This is a genomic window from Dokdonia sp. Dokd-P16, from assembly GCF_003095655.1.
In the GTDB taxonomy this organism is placed as follows: Bacteria; Bacteroidota; Bacteroidia; order Flavobacteriales; family Flavobacteriaceae; genus Dokdonia.
In genome coordinates this window covers 1-18,831 of sequence record NZ_CP029151.1, presented here as the reverse complement: position 1 = coordinate 18,831, position 18,831 = coordinate 1, and the positions used below count along the sequence as shown (strand labels likewise).

The following is an 18,831-nucleotide window of genomic DNA, read 5'->3' as shown; positions in this document are numbered from 1 at the left end:
GCTTATGAGAGGTTTAAGCGGGGTACATGTGCCTGTGGTATTATCTTCTAACCACAATAAAATCTGATCGTCTATTTTCTAAATACTGCACTTCTGTACAGCTATCGTCTGCCTCGTCACAAATGTGTATAGGCCTAGATTCACCAAAACCTCTTGCACTCTCAATGCGCGAACTCGTGATACCATTTTTAATCAAATAGTCACGTGTAGAAGTCGCTCTGTTTTCTGATAAGGTCTGGTTATACGACGCTCCACCACGTTGATCTGTGTGGGATTCTATCTTAATAACGAGGTCTGGATACTCGTTCATAATATCAATAATACGCTTGAGCTGCTGTGCGGCAAATATGTTAATCGCAAAACGGTTAGACTCAAAATTAATAGGATTGATTTTAATTTTTTCTACCTCACCATCTGTAATGAATATGTCTGAAAGATTAGCCAACTTAAAATCTACAAAGTTAATAAGCCCATTAGGCTCAGTACCTGTGTTTAAGTCTAGCTCATCTTTTGAGTAGCCTATTTTTGACGCCTTAAAGTTGTATCTAATGTTACAACCCATCTGCAAGGTGTAGGTTCCTGCAGCGTCTGTAAGTGTTTCGGCTACTTGGTTATTGTTAGTGTCATAAGCAATGATGGTTACTTCTGGAAGCGGTGCTCCAGATTGTGCGTCTGTAACGGTTCCTTCTATGGTCTGGAAGCACTCTCCTTGATCATATACAAAGGAGTAAATATCATCATCGCCTTTGCCGCCTTCCCTGTTTGAGCTAAAATATCCTTCATTCTTTGTATTACTAGCCACATAAGCAAAGTCGTCTGCATTGCTATTAATACCAAGGCCTAGATTACGTGCATTGCTATACACACCATCTCTAAGCTGTGCTTTATAAATATCAAGCCCGCCAAAACCTACGTGACCTTTAGAAGCAAAATAGAGTTCTTTATTTTTTATAAAAGGGAAAAAGTCATCATAAGGAGTATTAATCGCATCGCCCAGATTGCGAGGGGTAGAGAGCGAGCCATCCTCACGTATATCACATACATAAATATCTGCACGGCCATAACCACCTGGCATGTCTGACACAAAATACAGCTGACTACCATCTATAGTCACAAAAGGCTGCCCTATGGAATAGCCGTTCCCGTTAATAGGGAGTTCCTCTTTATCAAACTTTTCATCATTAATCTGCACACGGTAGAGCTTAAAGAAGTTTCTCTTGTTCTTTGTATAAATTTTACGTGAGCCAGATTGTGCACTTGATGCATATACGAGGGTCTGGTCATTATTGTAAAAGGTTGCAGTTGCATCGTGGTACTGCGTCTCTAGATCCTCACTAAAAAGTTTAATATTAGAATATGAACCAGTACTATCTATCGTGGCCTCATATAGCGATAGGTAAGGGGTGTTATCTCTTTTATAGAGTTTATTTTCTTCATCATTGCGAGCTGTTGAGAATACCAGCTTATTTTTATACAAGGAACCACCAAAATCTGCATAGCTAGAGTTAATCTCGAGGTTTCTAATCTGGTAGAGCGTGTCATTTGCTATAATGTCATTAAACCGAGACTTTTCTTCATAGTATCTGTTGAGCTCTTTGTCTTTTTTGGAAAGCTTTAAATAGCCTACATAAAAATCATCTGCCGTATCATACTTTTTTAAGAAGCGTAGCACATCAAAATATTGCCAAATGTGTGCAGGTTCCATCGTGTATCCTAACGCATCAAAGGTTTTTGTGTATGCAATCTCTGCACGTTCATAATTTTTGAGATTGTAATGCGTATCAGCTATATGCTGCCAGGTTGCAGGCGCTACCTTTTTTGAGTCATTAAGATGCTGATCATAAAGCACTGCAGCATCTGCATACATATGTCTTTCATAAAGCTCATCTGCTTTTTTTAAATCATTCTGTGCATAACTAGAACATACGCACATCATGAATAAAATATATAGTGATTTCTTCATAGTAGTTTGATATTAAAAGAATCTAGGTGAGAATGACATTCCCTTTTTCTTGAATAAAGAGAACTTTAAAATAACTTCATGGGTTCCATCATTATAATTTGTGAACTCTGTAGTAGCATAATCAAAGGAATAGCCTAAAAATAGATTGTCAGAAATTTGAAAACCAGCCAGCGCACTTACCGCAGCATCCACTTGATAACTAGCACCTACGGTGAGCTTGTCATAAAAGAGGAAATTTGCCGAAAGGTTATATCGCAGCGGACTACCATTTACATAGTTTACAAGCACAGCGGGTTTAAAACGGATGTTATCGCTTATGCCAAAAACATAACCTGCAGTTAGGTACGTTTGCAACTCATCTGCCACGACAGATTCCTCCACATTATCATAATACTCATCGTTAAAGAAATCTGGCACAGAGACACCCAGGTACCAGTTGTATTTGTATAAGAATGCACCCGCGCCCAGCGTAGTGAGTAGTCTATTATCAATGTTATTTGTGAGTAGGGGATCGCCTTGGTTTACAAACTCCCCTTTTGAGAAGTCAACATTGAGTAACTGAGCACCTCCTTTTATCCCAAATGCCAAATTAAGATCCCTATCCAACTGAATATTATAAGAGAAATTACCATCAAAGTTGAATCTCTCTGCAGGACCGTTTACATCTTTTGTGACATTTACACCTATACCAACGCGATCAGTAAGCGGCGTTTCAACACTGAGGTTATACGTCTCTGGCGCCCCATCAAAACCAGCCCACTGCGATCGATATATTCCCACCACATTTAACCCTTCTGAAGATCCTGCATATGCTGGATTTATAGCCATGGTATTATACATGTATTGTGTATAGTTAGGCGCTTGTTGTGCATTGCTATGTATGCTTACACAACACATAATAAGTACTAAGTAAATCTTATATATTTTAAACATATTCGTTGTTTTTAAGTTAGGTTATTAAAGTGCAATGTATACCCAGCCAGTAAGCGGCTCATTACCATCTTTTAAGTCTAGAATGTAATAGTAAGTAGATGATGGAAGGCCGTCATTTTTATTAACAGTACCATTAGAAGTAGAAGTACCTCTCCACACATTTGCATATCCATCCATCTCATACACCATGTTTCCAGCTCGATTATAAATTTTCAAGTTGTTTTCTGGGTAAGATTCGATGCAGCGTATGGTAAAGGTGTCATTAAAGCCGTCACCATTAGGTGAGAATTCATTAAACACTTTAATGCAACTAGGCGTGATATCAACTTGAGATACATTGTTAGTAAAGTCACTATCCATAGGGCTAGACTGCGTGATGGTCGCGATATTTAGATAATCTCCGTCCTCGAGTACTACAGCCGTTATTTCTAACACTACAGTAGCACTGGCCATCACCTCAGGAATTATCCAAGTACCCACTGCATTATCAAAAGTTCCACTATCTGTCGCCGCAGATATAAATTGCAGTCCGGATGGTAATATATCTTGAACCTCAACATCTGTAAAATCTGTGTCGCCTACATTAGTCACAGTGATGGTATACACAACCTCCGTATTAAGTTGTGGCAGGGCATTATTTACCGTTTTAAGAATCGTAAGATCAGAACAAGTGGCAACTTCCACGTCTAGAGTAGCCTCTGCTAGAGGCATACAGCTATTTAAAGATTCATAATTTACTGCAACAGATTGCTCGCCAAGTTCGTTCCATATCACCGTAACAAAATCATCTGTGAGATCACCACCAGTGATGATTGTTCCTCCAGAAGAAATGGTCCATAAATAACCGCTCATGTCAGTTTCTGTCTGGTAAGTGATTTCATTACCCACACAAGTCATTTCAGTACTGCTCGTAATGCTTGCTGTAGCAGTCTCATCTATCGTAATATTCACCTCTAGACGAGTGCTACTCTCACAGCCATTATTTACTAAAGCTCCATAATAATTACCAGAAACTAAAAGTGTATCTGCAGCTGGAGTGCCTCCTGTTGCTTGAGCATACCATATTACATCAGGTTCATTTACGTAAATATCACTTACGGTAGCCATAGCATCTATACAAAATGACTGTATACTTGCGGTGGTAGTAGGCGTAGGAGTACTGATAATAGTAACTGTAATAGCCAGCCTGTTTGCACTCTCGATTCCGTTTGTAACAAGTGCCGCATAATAAATCGTGTTGTTCATCAATGCAGTATCGGTAGCTAAAACTGTCCCACCAGAAGCACTGAGGTACCAATTTACAGTAGTCTCATTAACCTGAATATCTGCAATTATTGGATTTTCGCTTTCGCAAAAAAGTTGCTGGTCATTTTCTGTCGTTACGATACCTGATTGTATGGTAAGCTCATCTACAGTAGTGTCTGAAGCTGTATTACCTACCAAATCTTCTGCAGTGGCTTGCACATCATACGTGCCATCTCCAAGTTCATTTTCATCTGGTATTTGTAAAGACCATGTATCATCACCATTGTCTGTTAGGTTCCCATCACTCTCCATATATGAATTACCATCCACAATGATTGAAAGCATATCATCAGAGTCTGCTGTACCTGTAATCATTGGCGTGGTGTCACTTGTTTCTTGAGGAGTCACCGTAGGCGGAATAGGAGCAGTCGTGTCAATTGTCAACTCGTTAGTAGTTACATCTGACGCCGAATTTCCAGTCATGTCTTCAGTGGTGGCTTGCACATCATAAACACCATCTGCAATATCATTAGCTCCTGGAATTTGCAAGCTCCATGTATTATCACCATTATCTGTAAGATGTCCGTCATTTTCAACGTAGGTTGTGTTGTCAACGGTCACTGTCAATGCATCACTAGAATCTGCTGTTCCCTCAATTATTGGGGTGGTGTCTGTGGTTACTTGAGAGATTACCGTTGGAATACTAGGAGCATTCGTATCGATTATCAACTCGTCTGTTGTGGTATCTGAAGCAATATTGCCAACCGTATCTTCCACCGAAGCATCTACATCATACGTTCCATCTGGTAGTTCGCTTCCATCTGGAATCTGTAAAGACCAGGTATCATCACCATTATCGGTTAGGTTACCATCACCTTCGGTATATGTAACTCCATTTACGATTACTGTAAGCTCATCAACAGAATCTGCTGTACCAGTAATCAATGGCGTGTTGTCATTCGTAGTTTGTGAATGAACCGTTGGAGTCGTTGGGGAAGCAGCGTCAATGGTTAATTCGTCAATAGTAATATCCGAAGCCGTATTTCCAACAGCATCTTCCACCGAAGCATCTACATCATAAGTTCCATCTAGGAGTTCGCTTTCATCAGGTATTTGTAGAGACCACGTATCATCACCATTATCGGTAAGGTTTCCATTACCTTCGGTGTAGGTCACTCCGTTTACAATTACAGTCAGCTCATCATCAGAATCTGCTGTACCAGTAATCAGCGGTGTGGTGTCATTTGTGGTTTGTGCTGTTACCGTTGGAGTAGTAGGCGCAGTAGCGTCAATTACTAATTCATCAGTTGTTGTATCCGAAGCCGTATCCCCAACAATATCTTCCACAGAAGCATCTACATCATACGTTCCATCTAGTAGTTCGTTTCCGTCAGGAATCTGCAGGCTCCAAGTATCATCTCCGTTATCGGTAAGGTTTCCATCACCTTCCGTGTAGGTCACTCCACTTACAATTACAGTCAAATCATCATCAGAATCTGCTGTACCAGTAATCAGCGGAGAAGTGTCATTGGTAGTTTGAGCAGTAACCGTTGGAGTCGTTGGTGCAGTAGCGTCAATTACTAATTCATCAGTTGTTATATCCGAAGCAGTATTTCCAACAGTATCTTCAACAGAAACATCTACATCATAAGTTCCATCTAGTAGTTCGTTTCCATCAGGAATCTGCAAGCTCCACGTATCATCACCATTATCGGTAAGATTTCCATCACCTTCAGTATAAGTAATTCCATTTACAATTACAGTCAGCTCATCAACAGAATCTGCTGTACCAGTAATCAATGGCGTGTTGTCATTCGTAGTTTGTGAATGAACCGTTGGAGTCGTTGGGGAAGCAGCGTCAATGGTTAATTCGTCAATAGTAATATCCGAAGCCGTATTTCCAACAGCATCTTCCACCGAAGCATCTACATCATAAGTTCCATCTAGGAGTTCGCTTTCATCAGGTATTTGTAGAGACCACGTATCATCACCATTATCGGTAAGGTTTCCATTACCTTCGGTGTAGGTCACTCCGTTTACAATTACAGTCAGCTCATCATCAGAATCTGCTGTACCAGTAATCAGCGGTGTGGTGTCATTTGTGGTTTGTGCTGTTACCGTTGGAGTAGTAGGCGCAGTAGCGTCAATTACTAATTCATCAGTTGTTGTATCCGAAGCCGTATCCCCAACAATATCTTCCACAGAAGCATCTACATCATACGTTCCATCTAGTAGTTCGTTTCCGTCAGGAATCTGCAGGCTCCAAGTATCATCTCCGTTATCGGTAAGGTTTCCATCACCTTCCGTGTAGGTCACTCCACTTACAATTACAGTCAAATCATCATCAGAATCTGCTGTACCAGTAATCAGCGGAGAAGTGTCATTGGTAGTTTGAGCAGTAACCGTTGGAGTCGTTGGTGCAGTAGCGTCAATTACTAATTCATCAGTTGTTATATCCGAAGCAGTATTTCCAACAGTATCTTCAACAGAAACATCTACATCATAAGTTCCATCTAGTAGTTCGTTTCCATCAGGAATCTGCAAGCTCCACGTATCATCACCATTATCGGTAAGATTTCCATCACCTTCAGTATAAGTAATTCCATTTACAATTACAGTCAGCTCATCATCAGAATCTGCTGTACCTGTAATCAGCGGTGTAGTGTCATTGGTAGTTTGCGCAATAACCGTTGGCGTCGTTGGGGAAGCAGAGTCAATGGTTAATTCATCAGTTGTTATATCCGAAGCTGTATTCCCAACAGTATCTTCCACCGAAACATCTACATCATAGGTGCCATCTGGTATTTCGTTTCCGTTAGGTATTTGCAAGCTCCACGTATCATCTCCATTATCGGTAAGGTTTCCATCACCTTCGGTGTAGGTCACTCCGTTTACGATTACTGTTAGCTCATCATCAGAATCTGCTGTACCTGTAATCAGCGGTGTAGTGTCATTGGTAGTTTGCGCAATAACCGTTGGCGTCGTTGGGGAAGCAGAGTCAATGGTTAATTCATCAGTTGTTATATCCGAAGCGGTATTTCCAACTGTATCTTCCACAGAAGCATCTACATCATAGGTGCCATCTAGTAGTTCGTTTCCATCAGGAATCTGCAAGCTCCACGTATCATCACCATTATCGGTTAGGTTTCCATCACCTTCGGTATACGTAACTCCATTTACAATTACAGTCAACTCATCATCAGAATCTGCTGTACCTGTAATCAGTGGCGTGTTGTCATTTGTGGTTTGTCCTGTTACTGTTGGAGTAGTAGGCGCAGCAGCGTCGATTACTAATTCATTTGTTGTTGTATCCGAAGCCGTATTACCAACAGCATCTTCAACAGAAACATCTACATCATAAGTTCCATCTGGTAGTTCGTTTCCATCAGGTATTTGTAGAGACCACGTATCATCCCCATTATCGGTAAGGTTTCCATCACCTTCAGTGTAGGTTACTCCATTTACGATTATTGTAAGCTCATCATCAGAATCTGCTGTACCAGTAATTAATGGCGTGGTGTCATTCGTAGTTTGAGCAGTAACCGTTGGCGTCGTTGGGGAAGCAGAGTCAATGGTTAATTCATCTGTTGTTGTATCTGAAGCAGTATTTCCAACAGCATCTTCAACAGAAGCATCTACATCATACGTTCCATCTGGTAGTTCACTTCCATCAGGAATCTGCAGGCTCCACGTATCATCACCATTATCGGTAAGATTTCCATCACCTTCGGTGTAGGTTACTCCATTTACAATTACTGTCAGCTCATCATCAGAATCTGCTGTACCATTAATCAGTGGAGTGGTATCATTTGTGGTTTGAGCAGTAATCGTTGGCGTCGTTGGGGAAGCAGAGTCAATGGTTAATTCATCAGTAGTAATATCAGAAGCAGTATTCCCAACCGTATCTTCCACAGAAGCATCTACATCATAGGTTCCATCAGGAATTTCGCTTCCATCAGGAATCTGCAAGCTCCACGTATCATCACCATTATCGGTAAGGTTTCCATCACCTTCGGTATAGGTAACACCATTTACAATTACAGTCAGCTCATCATCAGAATCTCCTGTTCCTGTAATTAGTGGAGTGGTGTCATTTGTGGTTTGCGGAACAACCGTTGGAGTTGTAGGCGCAGTAGCGTCAATTACTAATTCATCTGTTGTTGTATCCGAAGCTGTATTCCCAACCGCATCTTCCACAGAAACATCTACATCATACGTTCCGTCTGGTAGTTCGCTTCCATCAGGAATTTGCAAGCTCCACGTATCATCACCATTATCGGTAAGGTTTCCATCACCTTCAGTATAAGTAACTCCGTTTACAATTACAGTCAGCTCATCATCAGAATCTGCTGTACCAGTAATCAATGGCGTGGAGTCATTAGTAGTTTGAGAATTAACCGTTGGCGTAGTTGGTGCAGTAGAGTCAATTACCAGCTCGTTTGTTGTTGTATCCGAAGCTGTATTTCCAACCGTATCTTCCACAGAAGCATCTACATCATAAGTTCCGTCTGTTAGTTCGTTTCCATCAGGAATCTGCAAGCTCCACGTATCATCACCATTATCGGTAAGATTTCCATCGCCTTCAGTATAAGTAATTCCATTTACAATTACAGTCAGCCCATCTTCAGAATCTGCTGTACCTGTAATTAATGGTGTGGTGTCATTCGTAGTTTGTGCTGCAACCGTTGGCGTTGTTGGCGCAGTAGCGTCAATTACTAATTCATCAGTTGTTGTATCCGAAGCAGTATTACCAACTGCATCTTCCACAGTAACATCTACATTATACGTTCCATCTAATAATTCACTTCCATCAGGAATCTGCAAGCTAAAAGTGTCATCACCATTATCGATGAGGTTACCATCACCTTCGGTGTAGGTAACTCCATTTACAATTACTGTTAGCTCATCATCAGAATCTGCTGTTCCTGTAATTAGTGGAGTGGTGTCATTTGTGGTTTGCGGAACAACCGTTGGCGTCGTTGGGGAAGCAGAGTCAATTACTAATTCATCAATTGTTGTATCCGAAGCAGTATTTCCAACTGCATCTTCCACCGAAGCATCCACATCATAAGTTCCATCTGGTAGTTCGCTTCCATCAGGAATCTGCAGGCTCCACGTATCATCACCATTATCGATGAGGTTACTATCACCTTCGGTGTAAGTAACTCCATTTGCAATTACAGTCAGCTCATCATCAGAATCTGCAGTACCTGTGATTAGCGGCGTGGTGTCATTCGTAGTTTGCGGATCAACCGTTGGCGTTGTTGGCGCAGTAGCGTCAATTACTAATTCATCTGTTGTTGTATCCGAAGCAATATTTCCAACGGTATCTTCCAAAGAAGCATCTACATCATAGGTTCCATCAGAGATTTCACTTCCATCAGGAATCTGTAAAGACCAAGTGTCATCACCATTATCAGTTAGGTTTCCATCACTTTCGGTGTAGGTCACTCCGTTTACAATTACAGTTAGCTCATCATCCGAATCTGCTGTACCAGTAATTAATGGCGTGGTGTCATTGGTAGTTTGTTCTGTAATAGTTGGAGTAGTAGGCGCAGTAGCATCAATTACTAGCTCAGCCGTTGTAGCATCTGAAGCAGTATTTCCAACCGTATCTTCCACAGAAGCATCTACATCATAGGTACCATCTGGAATTTCGTTTCCATCAGGAATCTCCAGGCTCCACGTATCATCACCATTATCGGTTAGGTTTCCATCACCTTCTGTGTAGGTTACTCCATTTACAATTACAGTTAGCTCATCATCCGAATCTGCTGTACCTGTAATCAGCGGCGTGGTGTCATTCGTAGTTTGTGCTGTTACCGTTGGTGTAGTTGGCGCAGCAGCGTCAATCACTAATTCATCAATAGTTGTATCTGAAGCAGTATTCCCAACCGCATCTTCCACAGAAGCATCTACATCATAGGTTCCATCTGGTAGTACATTTCCATCTGGTATTTGTAGAGACCATGTATCATCGCCATTATCGGTAAGGTTTCCATCACCTTCGGTGTAGGTCACTCCGTTTACAATTACAGTCAGCCCATCATCAGAATCTGCTGTACCTGTAATCAATGGTGTGGTGTCATTCGTAGTTTGTGCTGCAACCGTTGGAGTTGTAGGCGCAGTAGCGTCAATTACTAATTCATCAGTTGTTATATCTGAAGCAATATTCCCAACAGTATCTTCCACAGAAGCATCTACATCATACGTTCCATCTGGTAGTTCACTTCCATCAGGAATTTGCAGGCTCCACGTATCATCACCATTATCGGTAAGGTTTCCATCACCTTCGGTATAGGTAACACCATTTACAATTACAGTCAGCTCATCATCAGAATCTCCTGTACCAGTAATGAGCGGTGTGGTGTCATTGGTAACTTGCGGATTAACCGTTGGAGTAGTTGGACTGTTAATATCTACTGTGTAAGCCTCGCTATCAATAGCTGTGGCAGTACATAAAGTACCAACAACCGTTATCGATGCATCAATAGTTGAATCTGCGTCAAGTACTAATTCTGCGCCTAGAATGTCTGTAGCGAAGCTTAAGGTTGCATCCAATAATGCTGTGTAATTTGTATTATTTACCGTAATAGTTACTTCATCGTTTTCTTGTGCATCTCCTGTAACTACACCAGAAATGGTAATATCATTATTTTGCTCAATACTATTAATGACATCATCTGCGGTAATATTCTCCGTGAGATTTATGGAGATATTTGGGGTATTTGCAAGAATTATAGACACTTGTCTCAAATCACCAGGACTATTCTCACAACCAGTAGCAGGCTCAATGGTTGAAATAAATATATTATCAGGATTATTTGCTTCATTTAATCCTGTGATCTCAAGCTTACTGTCATTAATTGCATAGATGATTCCATCTGCAGTAAGCCCATTAGTAATCTCTACATTTTTATTAGGATCAAAATAATATTTGAAGTTATTTGAGATGGTACTTGACGGTACAATCTCTAATACCTCTGGTAAACATATAGCAGAGTCAAAACCTGCTACTAGAATATCTGAAGCTCTTGGAGTAGGGTTAATGGTCACTAAAACAGCAGTTCTCACAGACGCTACAGTACATCCATTTGCGGTAGCAGCAGCATAGAAAGTAGTACTTTCTGTTAATGATGGGGTCGTAAAAGCTTCACCACTATCTACTGTTGCAAGTAAAGTCCCACCTTGCTCTGCATCATACCAATTTATTTGTGAGTTTGTAGCATCAGTAGTAGCAGTAAGATCTGCAGTGCTATTTTCACATAAGGTAATATTTTTAGATGCTGCAGCAATTTCCGGAATAGCAGGAGTCACCGAAACATCATATAAATCAAGTCGCTGACTCAATGAGGTATTTAATAATGAAGAATAACTAACTACAATCCTATCTACAGGAGCCGAAACATCAAAACCTATATCTACCGGATTATTACTTTGTAATAAATTGATAAGCTCAAGATTTAATAACGAACCTAAGTCTCTTGTTGCAACTAGATTTGTTCCGTTGTAGGCCTCAAATTGGATATTATTTGCCACTCCTAGTGCTAATAAACTTGGATCGACAGCAAGGCGAATTTTAAAATCTTCTGTGGGTTGTGTTGTATTTTGAAAATAAATTTCTTGTTCTATCGTTGCAGCAATTGATAATACTCCCAAACTTAACTCTGAGAATGTTGTAGGATCTCCATCAATTGCATTTTCAATATTTGTGACCCCAGCGCCTCCTAGATTTATTAAATCTAGATTAAGCCCAGTCCCGTCAAATGAGGTAAATGAAGGAGTGTTACAAATAGGTGCATCTGCGCCGTAGAAAGCTCCATAAACTTTCAAAGAACGTTCTTGATTTAGTCCAATTAAGGAACCTATACTATTTGTAATTTCTATACTGCTATATGGTTGGTCTGGTGTGAGTGCTATATAATAATCTCCCTGTGCATCGGTCACTATTTGTGTTCTAGCACCGCTAAATGTATTAGGGTCTGATGATACTGCACTTAGCACGGTAGTATTACCATTTAATGCCTTTACGGTAAATTCTTGATTACCTATTAATACAATCCCCAACACATCTGCAAGTAAATTACCGAGACTACCACCTAGTAAAGAAGGTAATAAGTCATCTTCTGTTTCTATTTTAATATATGATGTGGTATTTGCTGGCAGTAGTTCTCCGTATGCTAACTCAAGTACACCATCATATGCACCAAAAAAAAGTGTTCCAGAGTTTGCTCTAACCTCGGCAAAGTCTGTTAAGTCTTCATTTACAGATAGATTTGCATTGTCAACATTTTCTTGGTTGAGAATAGTGGTTGCAAATGATTGCTCTTGTGCATTCATTGAGAAGCAAGCAAGTAATAAAATTACTATGAAGCTGTTCAAGGGCAATGGATAGGTAGTTTTTCTCTTCATGGTAGTCGTTTTAAATTATTTTAATAAAACATCTAACTAATGAATGTCGAGTACACATCATTAAAAACAATAAAATTCAAATTTGATTAATCGTATAAGAGTCCGTTTAATCAAAGTAATACTTGCCACCAGTTTGTTTAAGACTAGCGTTAGGTATTTGTGTAATTAAGAACTTTTACTTGTACAAAACTGGTTGTAGAATGTTGATTTATACAAGTTTAATGTGTAGGAAAATTATTAAATTGTTTTTGTATTTGCAAGACTAAATACAGCTAATATGAATTAATTAACACTTAAACGTTATAAATTAGCATTTGATAGAATTTTACAAGTAATAAACAGCAAAACAAATCATATTTAATTAACCTTGAATTATAGATTTACATTTTCGCGAAAGCGTAATTAAACAAAACTGTTAAAATTACGTGGTTTGTTGAATAAATTATACTTGTAAAAAAGTTGATATGTTCACATGTGTGTTAAAAATGCTCCACAATATTAGTAGGGAAGACCAATAAGTAATCACTTAAATTTGCAGTAAGGGGGACAACCTCAGAAAAGAGAATACTGTATATGGATATGCTACAATTAAGAACCGTAAATGTTGTGCAATACTTGCAACCTTTACGAGAAGGAGGATCACTTCCAGCTTTAGTAAAGGCAGATGATGATTATTTATATGTGCTCAAGTTTAGAGGAGCGGGCCAAGGTAAGAAAGCACTTATAGCTGAGCTTCTAGGAGGAGAAATAGCAAGAGCGATAGTACTCCATGTTCCAGAGCTTGTGTTTATGAATCTAGATGACTCTTTTAGTAAAACAGAGCCAGATGAGGAGATTCAGGATTTATTGAAGTTTAGCGTTGGTTTAAACTTTGGGCTTCATTTCTTATCAGAAGCGATTACTTATGATCCGCTGGTTAGTACGGTAGATGCGCTTACTGCTTCAAAAATAGTGTTACTAGACTGTATTATAAGTAATATAGATAGAACAGCAAAAAATACAAATCTCTTGCAGTGGCATAATGAGATATGGGTGATTGATAACGGTGCAAGTTTTTATTTTCACCATGATTGGAAAAATTGGAAAAATCACCTAGAGCGTACTTTCCCGCTAGTAAAAGATCATGTATTGCTTGAGAAAGCAACGCGCTTACCAGAAGCGGCAATCGCAATAAAGGAGCTATTAACGCAAGAAAAAACTAGAAGATATCATCTCAAATATACCAGAAAGACTGGTTAATATCTGAGTTTGATACCATGACTCCTAGTGATATGAGAGCAGCTTACCTTGAGTTTATTAATTCTAGATTATCCAAAAATTGATATCTTAGTAAAAGAAGGAGAGGATGCAAGATAAATATACCTTTGAGTATGCCACTATTAGAATTGTACCTAAAGTAGAACGTGAAGAGTTCTTTAATGTAGGTGTCATTGTGTTTTCAAAAAAGAAAAAGTATCTGGGAATAAAGTATCATATATGTCCAGATAAGTGGAAAGCCTTCTGTACAGATGTAGACATTAAAAAATATCAAGGCATATCTAGAAGCCTGGGAACTTGTTTGCAAAGGTACACCTGCCGGAGGTCGCATAGGCGCGATGGAACTTTCAGATAGATTTAGATGGCTTACTGCTTGTAGAAGCACCATCATACAAAGCTCAAAAACGCATCCTGGTTTATGTGAAGATCCAGCGAGTGTGCTAGAAGATATATTTAATAAAAACGTGCTATAAGCTTAAAGCGTTAGTTTTTTCAATATTCACATTACGCATTTTAAGGATTACTATAATTCTTACTAGTTGGCTTTCGCCAACATTAACGGTACACATACATGAAGAAGATACTTGTTTTATTCTCACATCCTAAATTTGAAAAATCTAGGGCAAATACGTCACTAGTATCTTACATTCAAGATATGGAGGGTGTTACTTTTCATGATCTTTATGAACAATACCCAGATTTTCATATTGATGTAGAAGCCGAAAAGGATTTACTTATTGCTCACGATATTGTTATCTGGCACCATCCATTATATTGGTATAGTTGTCCGCCTTTAATGAAGCAGTGGATAGATATGGTATTAGAGTTTGGCTGGGCATATGGACCTGATGGTATTGCACTCAAAGGAAAAACCTGTCTCAATGTGATTACTACTGGTGGCTCAAAAGAAGTGTATTGTGCACAAGGAAGTAATAGCTTTACCATTAATGAATTTTTGAGACCTTTTGAGCAGACAGCAACCTTGTGTGGGATGCAGTATTATCCTCCATTTACCGTCATGGGAACACACCAATTGAGTAACACACAATTAGATAGTCACGCAATCAGCTATAAGTCATTATTACAGTTACTTCAACAGGAGGTAATGGTACCAGAAGTAGCAAATTGTGTTTTCTTAAATGACCTCCCACAGTTAAATATCCAATAAGTTATGACAGGAAGTATTCTTTTGAAGCCATAGTCTTTCTTACGGGAGCCATCATTTGTGTGTATATCGCAAAGCGATTAGGATTAAGTTCGGTAATAGGTTATTTACTAGCAGGCGTACTCATAGGCCCTTACGTATTAGGATTTATAGGTCAAGAGGGAGAAGATATATTACACTTTGCAGAGTTTTGGTGTGGTGGTTATGTTATTCTTAATAGGTTAGAAATTGAGCCTAAGAATTTCTGGAACATGCGCAAGACCATCCTAGGTATGGGAGGATTGCAGGTAGGAGGGACCATGCTACTAACTTATTTCTTGTTCACCTCTCTAGGCTACGACTGGAAAGTCTCTCTTGTAATCTCCATGGCCGTAGCACTGTCATCTTACAGCAATTGCTTTGCAAACCATAAAGGAGAAAGGGATGATGGATACCACTTATGGAGCATCCTCATTTTCTATTTTACTTTTTCAAGATATCATTGTAATTTTCATGCTAGGTGCATTGCCACTGCTCTCTACTGCCACAACGGTGGCTGGTGGTGAAGGTCATGGAGCGTCTGAGAATTATTAGATGGTTTGCCTATCGGTTTCAAACGCTTGCAATTATTCTTTCTGTAGTTATTATCATAGTTGCCGGTAAATTTTTAATTGTACCTATGCTGCGTAAAGTCGCAAATACAGGAGTAAGAGAACTACTTATAGCCTCTGCATTATTGATTGTATTTTCTATTTCTTTTTAATGGAATATGTAGGTCTCAGTCCTGCGCTAGGTGCGTTTTTGGGCGGAGTAGTACTGTCTAATAGCGAATTCAAACATGAGCTAGAAAGTACCCTTGAGCCTTTTAAAAACTTACTGCTCGGCCTGTTTTTTATGGCCGTAGGAGCTTCCATTAACTTATTGTGATTGCCAAAAATCCGCTCACCATAGGCGGGATTTTGATCGCGATTGTAGTTTTAAAAGCGATCGTATTATTTATCACAGGATGGATCTTTAAACTAAAATTAGATCAGAAAACTGCTGCTCACCTTTAGCTTATCGCAGATAGGAGAATTTGCATTTGTCTTGCTTCTTTCGCATTCAGCTTGCAATTGCTAGAGCAAGATCAAATGGATATGATGCTAGTAATCACAGCGCTTACCATGTCACTTACGCCCATCACAGGGATGATAAACGAGCGTTTTATATTACCTAGAATAGAACCAAAGAGTCTATAAAACGACCTATGGATCACATCGCAAAGTCGCAGAATGTGATTCTTGTTGGTTTTGGCATTTTGGGAGTACAATTGGCCGTTTTTGAGGTCTCATGGCGTAGAGGCAACCATTCTTGATCAAGACCTCAAACCGTGTAGATTTTCTTCGCAAGATGGGCTTTGAGGTGTATTACGGTGATGCCACGCGCTTAGATTTATTGGAATCTGCTGGAATTGCACAGGCAAAAATTCTAATTTGTGCTATAGATAATCCTACGGTAACAAAGCAAGTCACAAAGCTTGTTAAAGAAAAGTATCCCCATGTAGAACTTATGATTAGAGCAAGGAATAGGGATGACGCCTATGATTTACTCAACTTAGGTATAGAAAATATTTACAGAGAATCCCTAGATACTTCACTCAGCCTTGCTAGTGATGCATTGCATAAATTAGGGTTTAGAAAGTATACGTTAAATAGACAGGTCCAGAACTTTATAAAATACGATGAAGCTATTTTGAGACGACTTGCCAAGGAACCAAAGAAAGGTACAGATAGCTATATTTTTGTCGCTCGTCAAGAGTTAGAAAAGCAAGAACGTTACCTCAACGAAGACTTAATAGAGGGATTGTAGCTTATGATAATCACTGGGACAGCGAGCACATTAGAAAAACACTAGAAGGACAGCAAGATAATAGTGAAGAAGATAGCACAAAATAGATGAGTTTTTCCCTTTCGGGAACATGTGAGCAGATGATATTTATGCTGTTTAATGACTTATAGTAAGTTTGTCTTTCAACTAGCGCTATATCGCCGAAGCTTTGTGATTGCGGCATTAAAAGTTAATTACCACAAGATTTAAAATACTCATTTGTATACGTGGGTGAGATAATACCTCTTAGATTTGAAATTACAAGATGATAAAAGGTTGCTTCTTTTCCATATACTGCTATCAGATTATTGTTACCTAACACCAAGAGATCTACTCTAGTAAAATAGATGGCTACTACTAGCGACACATTAATATCACTTCTTATGTTACCTGTGTCTTGTGCTTGTACTAGAAGATTGTAAACAGTTACTTTAGATAATTTCTCTACAAATACAGTATATGCCTTATTTGCCTTAGGATAATATCTCGATAGGTCAGAAAGAAAAGAGGGTTTAAAGTATGCTATATACTCAAACCCTCTTTTGTATATTAAAATTACTTTTAAAAGCGCATCTGTACTTTTACAATCAGTGATAACATTAATATTCTCTTGATATTCGTCAAGTAGTGCCATCACGCTTGCAGTTACTAAATCTCCTTTTGTTTTAAAAAACGTATAAATCGTTTTTTTAGAAATCCCGAGATCATCTGCTATCTCATCTAGCGTCACATGTTTGCTGCCAAGCTGTGTAAACTTAGTAATAGCATGCTGTAGCAAGATTTCCTTAGTAGCCATCTTATACTTTTATCTCCATCCGCCACCTAAGGCTTCGTATAAATCAACTATAGATACAAGCTGCTGTAGTTTACTCTCGATGATATTAAGCTCTGCATTAAGAGCACTTTGTCTTGCTGTAAGCAAATCTAGGTATGTTGCATAACCGTTTTTTAAGAGCTCCTCAGAGTTGGCTTCTGCTGCGCGTAGTGCAGTAACTTCTTTATTTATAAATTGGAACTTTTTTGTTTCTGCTTCATATTCAAATAAGGCATTTGATACTTCAGTTCCCGCAACAAGCAATGTCTTTTTAAATGCTAGTAAGCTCTGTTCTTGTTGTGCAATTGCAACTTCGCGCTGTGTTTTCAACTTTCGCTGGTTCAGGAGTGGTTGTGTTAATCCACCTATGACTGTTGCAAATAATGAATTTGCACTTAGTAGCTTATCAATCTCAAGACTCTGGAAACCTCCTGCTGCGGTTAATCGCAATGAAGGATATAAGTTACTCTTTGCAACATTAGTTAGCTCAAAAGACTGAATCAGATCAAACTCAGCTGCCATTACATCAGGTCTATTAGTTAATAGTGATGCTGGTACTCCTAGTTTTAATTCTTCATCTAGCACCTGGCTATCTAGTGAGCTTCTTTCAAAACGCTGTCCAGGTTTTCCTAATAAAATACTGAGTACATTTTCTGTTTTAAAAAGTGCTGTCTCAAGGTCTACTTGTAGTGCCTTTGCGTTGTTATACTGCGCTATGTTTTGATCTACTGCCACCTGTGTAACCTGTCCAGCATCTTTTAATGCTTTTATAGTTTCTACACTACGTTCTCTAGTTGCAACCGTTTCTTCTGTGATGGCTATCTGAGCATCTAGAGCAAGTAAGTTATAATAGGTGTTTGTGATACTTGCAACAAGCTGAGTTTTTACAGCTTGATGACCCGCTACACTTTTCAAATATGCTGCTTGCGTAGCTCTTTGGTTACTTCTTATTTTTCCCCAGATGTCTGCTTCCCAAGATAGATTTGCTGTGATATCAAATTGATCTGTAGCTCTATTGGTCAAAAACTGACCAAAACTGCGTGTTCTCAGAGAGTACTTGGTGTGTGAAATTTGCGCCTACATTCACTGTAGGTAAATAACCAGCCTTTCCTTGTTTCGCGTAAGCTTGTGCAGCAATCATCTGTTGTATAGCGATACGCACATCCATGTTATTTTCAAGCCCTTCTTGAATATACG

The 18,831-nt window shown here is 39.2% G+C and carries 11 protein-coding genes and 2 pseudogenes; 7 read left to right on the top strand and 6 right to left on the bottom strand.

Annotated elements, in window-relative coordinates; translation table 11 throughout:
* Window positions 1-40: 40 nt before the first annotated feature.
* The 3 genes from DCS32_RS00045 to DCS32_RS00035 are packed head-to-tail and all read right to left on the bottom strand — an operon-like array spanning window position 41 to window position 12,553.
* Window positions 41-1,963, bottom strand: a complete 1,923-nt coding sequence (locus DCS32_RS00045; protein WP_108876439.1) for an OmpA family protein — start codon at window positions 1,961-1,963, stop codon at window positions 41-43.
* Between the two features lie 12 nt (window positions 1,964-1,975).
* Entirely contained in the window at window positions 1,976-2,896 is a 921-nt protein-coding gene (locus DCS32_RS00040) for a type IX secretion system membrane protein PorP/SprF (RefSeq protein WP_108876438.1), read from the bottom strand.
* Window positions 2,897-2,920: 24 nt separating this feature from the next.
* The gene (locus tag DCS32_RS00035) at window positions 2,921-12,553 is read right to left on the bottom strand and encodes an Ig-like domain-containing protein (RefSeq protein ID WP_108876437.1); all 9,633 of its coding nucleotides are present in this window, start codon (window positions 12,551-12,553) and stop codon (window positions 2,921-2,923) included.
* 573 nt (window positions 12,554-13,126) lie between these two features.
* Between DCS32_RS00035 and DCS32_RS00030 the strand changes: the two are divergent.
* The 7 genes and pseudogenes from DCS32_RS00030 to DCS32_RS16175 all read left to right on the top strand — a co-directional run bounded on the left by DCS32_RS00030 (window position 13,127) and on the right by DCS32_RS16175 (window position 16,802).
* Window positions 13,127-13,909: pseudogene (locus DCS32_RS00030) on the top strand (HipA family kinase).
* Window positions 13,899-14,283, top strand: a pseudogene (locus tag DCS32_RS00025) (DUF3037 domain-containing protein). The pseudogenes DCS32_RS00030 and DCS32_RS00025 overlap by 11 nt, the downstream one beginning before the upstream one ends.
* Before the next feature lie 98 nt (window positions 14,284-14,381).
* A complete protein-coding gene (locus DCS32_RS00020) occupies window positions 14,382-14,978 on the top strand; it encodes an NAD(P)H-dependent oxidoreductase (RefSeq protein ID WP_108876436.1) in 597 nt (198 codons plus the stop codon).
* Between the two features lie 59 nt (window positions 14,979-15,037).
* Window positions 15,038-15,520 carry a cation:proton antiporter gene (locus DCS32_RS16190; protein ID WP_239057538.1) on the top strand — a complete coding sequence of 161 codons (483 nt, stop codon included), beginning with the start codon at window positions 15,038-15,040 and terminating at the stop codon, window positions 15,518-15,520.
* A gap of 5 nt (window positions 15,521-15,525) precedes the next feature.
* Window positions 15,526-15,717, top strand: a complete 192-nt coding sequence (locus tag DCS32_RS16185) for a hypothetical protein (protein WP_239057537.1) — start codon at window positions 15,526-15,528, stop codon at window positions 15,715-15,717.
* Window positions 15,717-15,881 carry a cation:proton antiporter gene (locus DCS32_RS16180; RefSeq protein ID WP_239057536.1) on the top strand — a complete coding sequence of 55 codons (165 nt, stop codon included), beginning with the start codon at window positions 15,717-15,719 and terminating at the stop codon, window positions 15,879-15,881. The genes DCS32_RS16185 and DCS32_RS16180 overlap by 1 nt, the downstream gene beginning before the upstream one ends.
* A 423-nt stretch (window positions 15,882-16,304) precedes the next feature.
* Window positions 16,305-16,802 (top strand): NAD-binding protein, encoded by a 498-nt coding sequence (locus tag DCS32_RS16175; RefSeq protein ID WP_239057535.1) that lies wholly within the window; start codon window positions 16,305-16,307, stop codon window positions 16,800-16,802.
* A gap of 208 nt (window positions 16,803-17,010) precedes the next feature.
* Here DCS32_RS16175 and DCS32_RS00010 read toward each other — a convergent pair whose 3' ends face one another.
* Genes DCS32_RS00010 through DCS32_RS16335 form a run of 3 tightly spaced genes read right to left on the bottom strand, consistent with a single transcriptional unit; the run spans window position 17,011 to window position 18,775 of the window.
* On the bottom strand, window positions 17,011-17,616 hold the full coding sequence (locus tag DCS32_RS00010; RefSeq protein WP_108876435.1) for a TetR/AcrR family transcriptional regulator: 606 nt from the start codon (window positions 17,614-17,616) through the stop codon (window positions 17,011-17,013).
* Between the two features lie 9 nt (window positions 17,617-17,625).
* A complete protein-coding gene (locus DCS32_RS16250) occupies window positions 17,626-18,657 on the bottom strand; it encodes a TolC family protein (protein WP_262497450.1) in 1,032 nt (343 codons plus the stop codon).
* Complete coding sequence (locus DCS32_RS16335) at window positions 18,647-18,775, bottom strand: hypothetical protein (RefSeq protein ID WP_410492551.1); 129 nt, start codon at window positions 18,773-18,775, stop codon at window positions 18,647-18,649. Before DCS32_RS16335 ends, DCS32_RS16250 begins: the two co-directional genes overlap by 11 nt.
* Window positions 18,776-18,831: the final 56 nt, after the last annotated feature.

Coding starts and splice junctions, on each gene's coding strand:
- DCS32_RS16185 (WP_239057537.1), top strand. CDS start 15,526: ATGGAGCGTCTGAGAATTATTAGATGGTTTGCCTATCGGTTTCAAACG.
- DCS32_RS00035 (WP_108876437.1), bottom strand. CDS start 12,553: ATGAAGAGAAAAACTACCTATCCATTGCCCTTGAACAGCTTCATAGTA.
- DCS32_RS16335 (WP_410492551.1), bottom strand. CDS start 18,775: ATGATTGCTGCACAAGCTTACGCGAAACAAGGAAAGGCTGGTTATTTA.
- DCS32_RS00040 (WP_108876438.1), bottom strand. CDS start 2,896: ATGTTTAAAATATATAAGATTTACTTAGTACTTATTATGTGTTGTGTA.
- DCS32_RS16180 (WP_239057536.1), top strand. CDS start 15,717: ATGGAATATGTAGGTCTCAGTCCTGCGCTAGGTGCGTTTTTGGGCGGA.
- DCS32_RS00010 (WP_108876435.1), bottom strand. CDS start 17,616: ATGGCTACTAAGGAAATCTTGCTACAGCATGCTATTACTAAGTTTACA.
- DCS32_RS00045 (WP_108876439.1), bottom strand. CDS start 1,963: ATGAAGAAATCACTATATATTTTATTCATGATGTGCGTATGTTCTAGT.
- DCS32_RS00020 (WP_108876436.1), top strand. CDS start 14,382: ATGAAGAAGATACTTGTTTTATTCTCACATCCTAAATTTGAAAAATCT.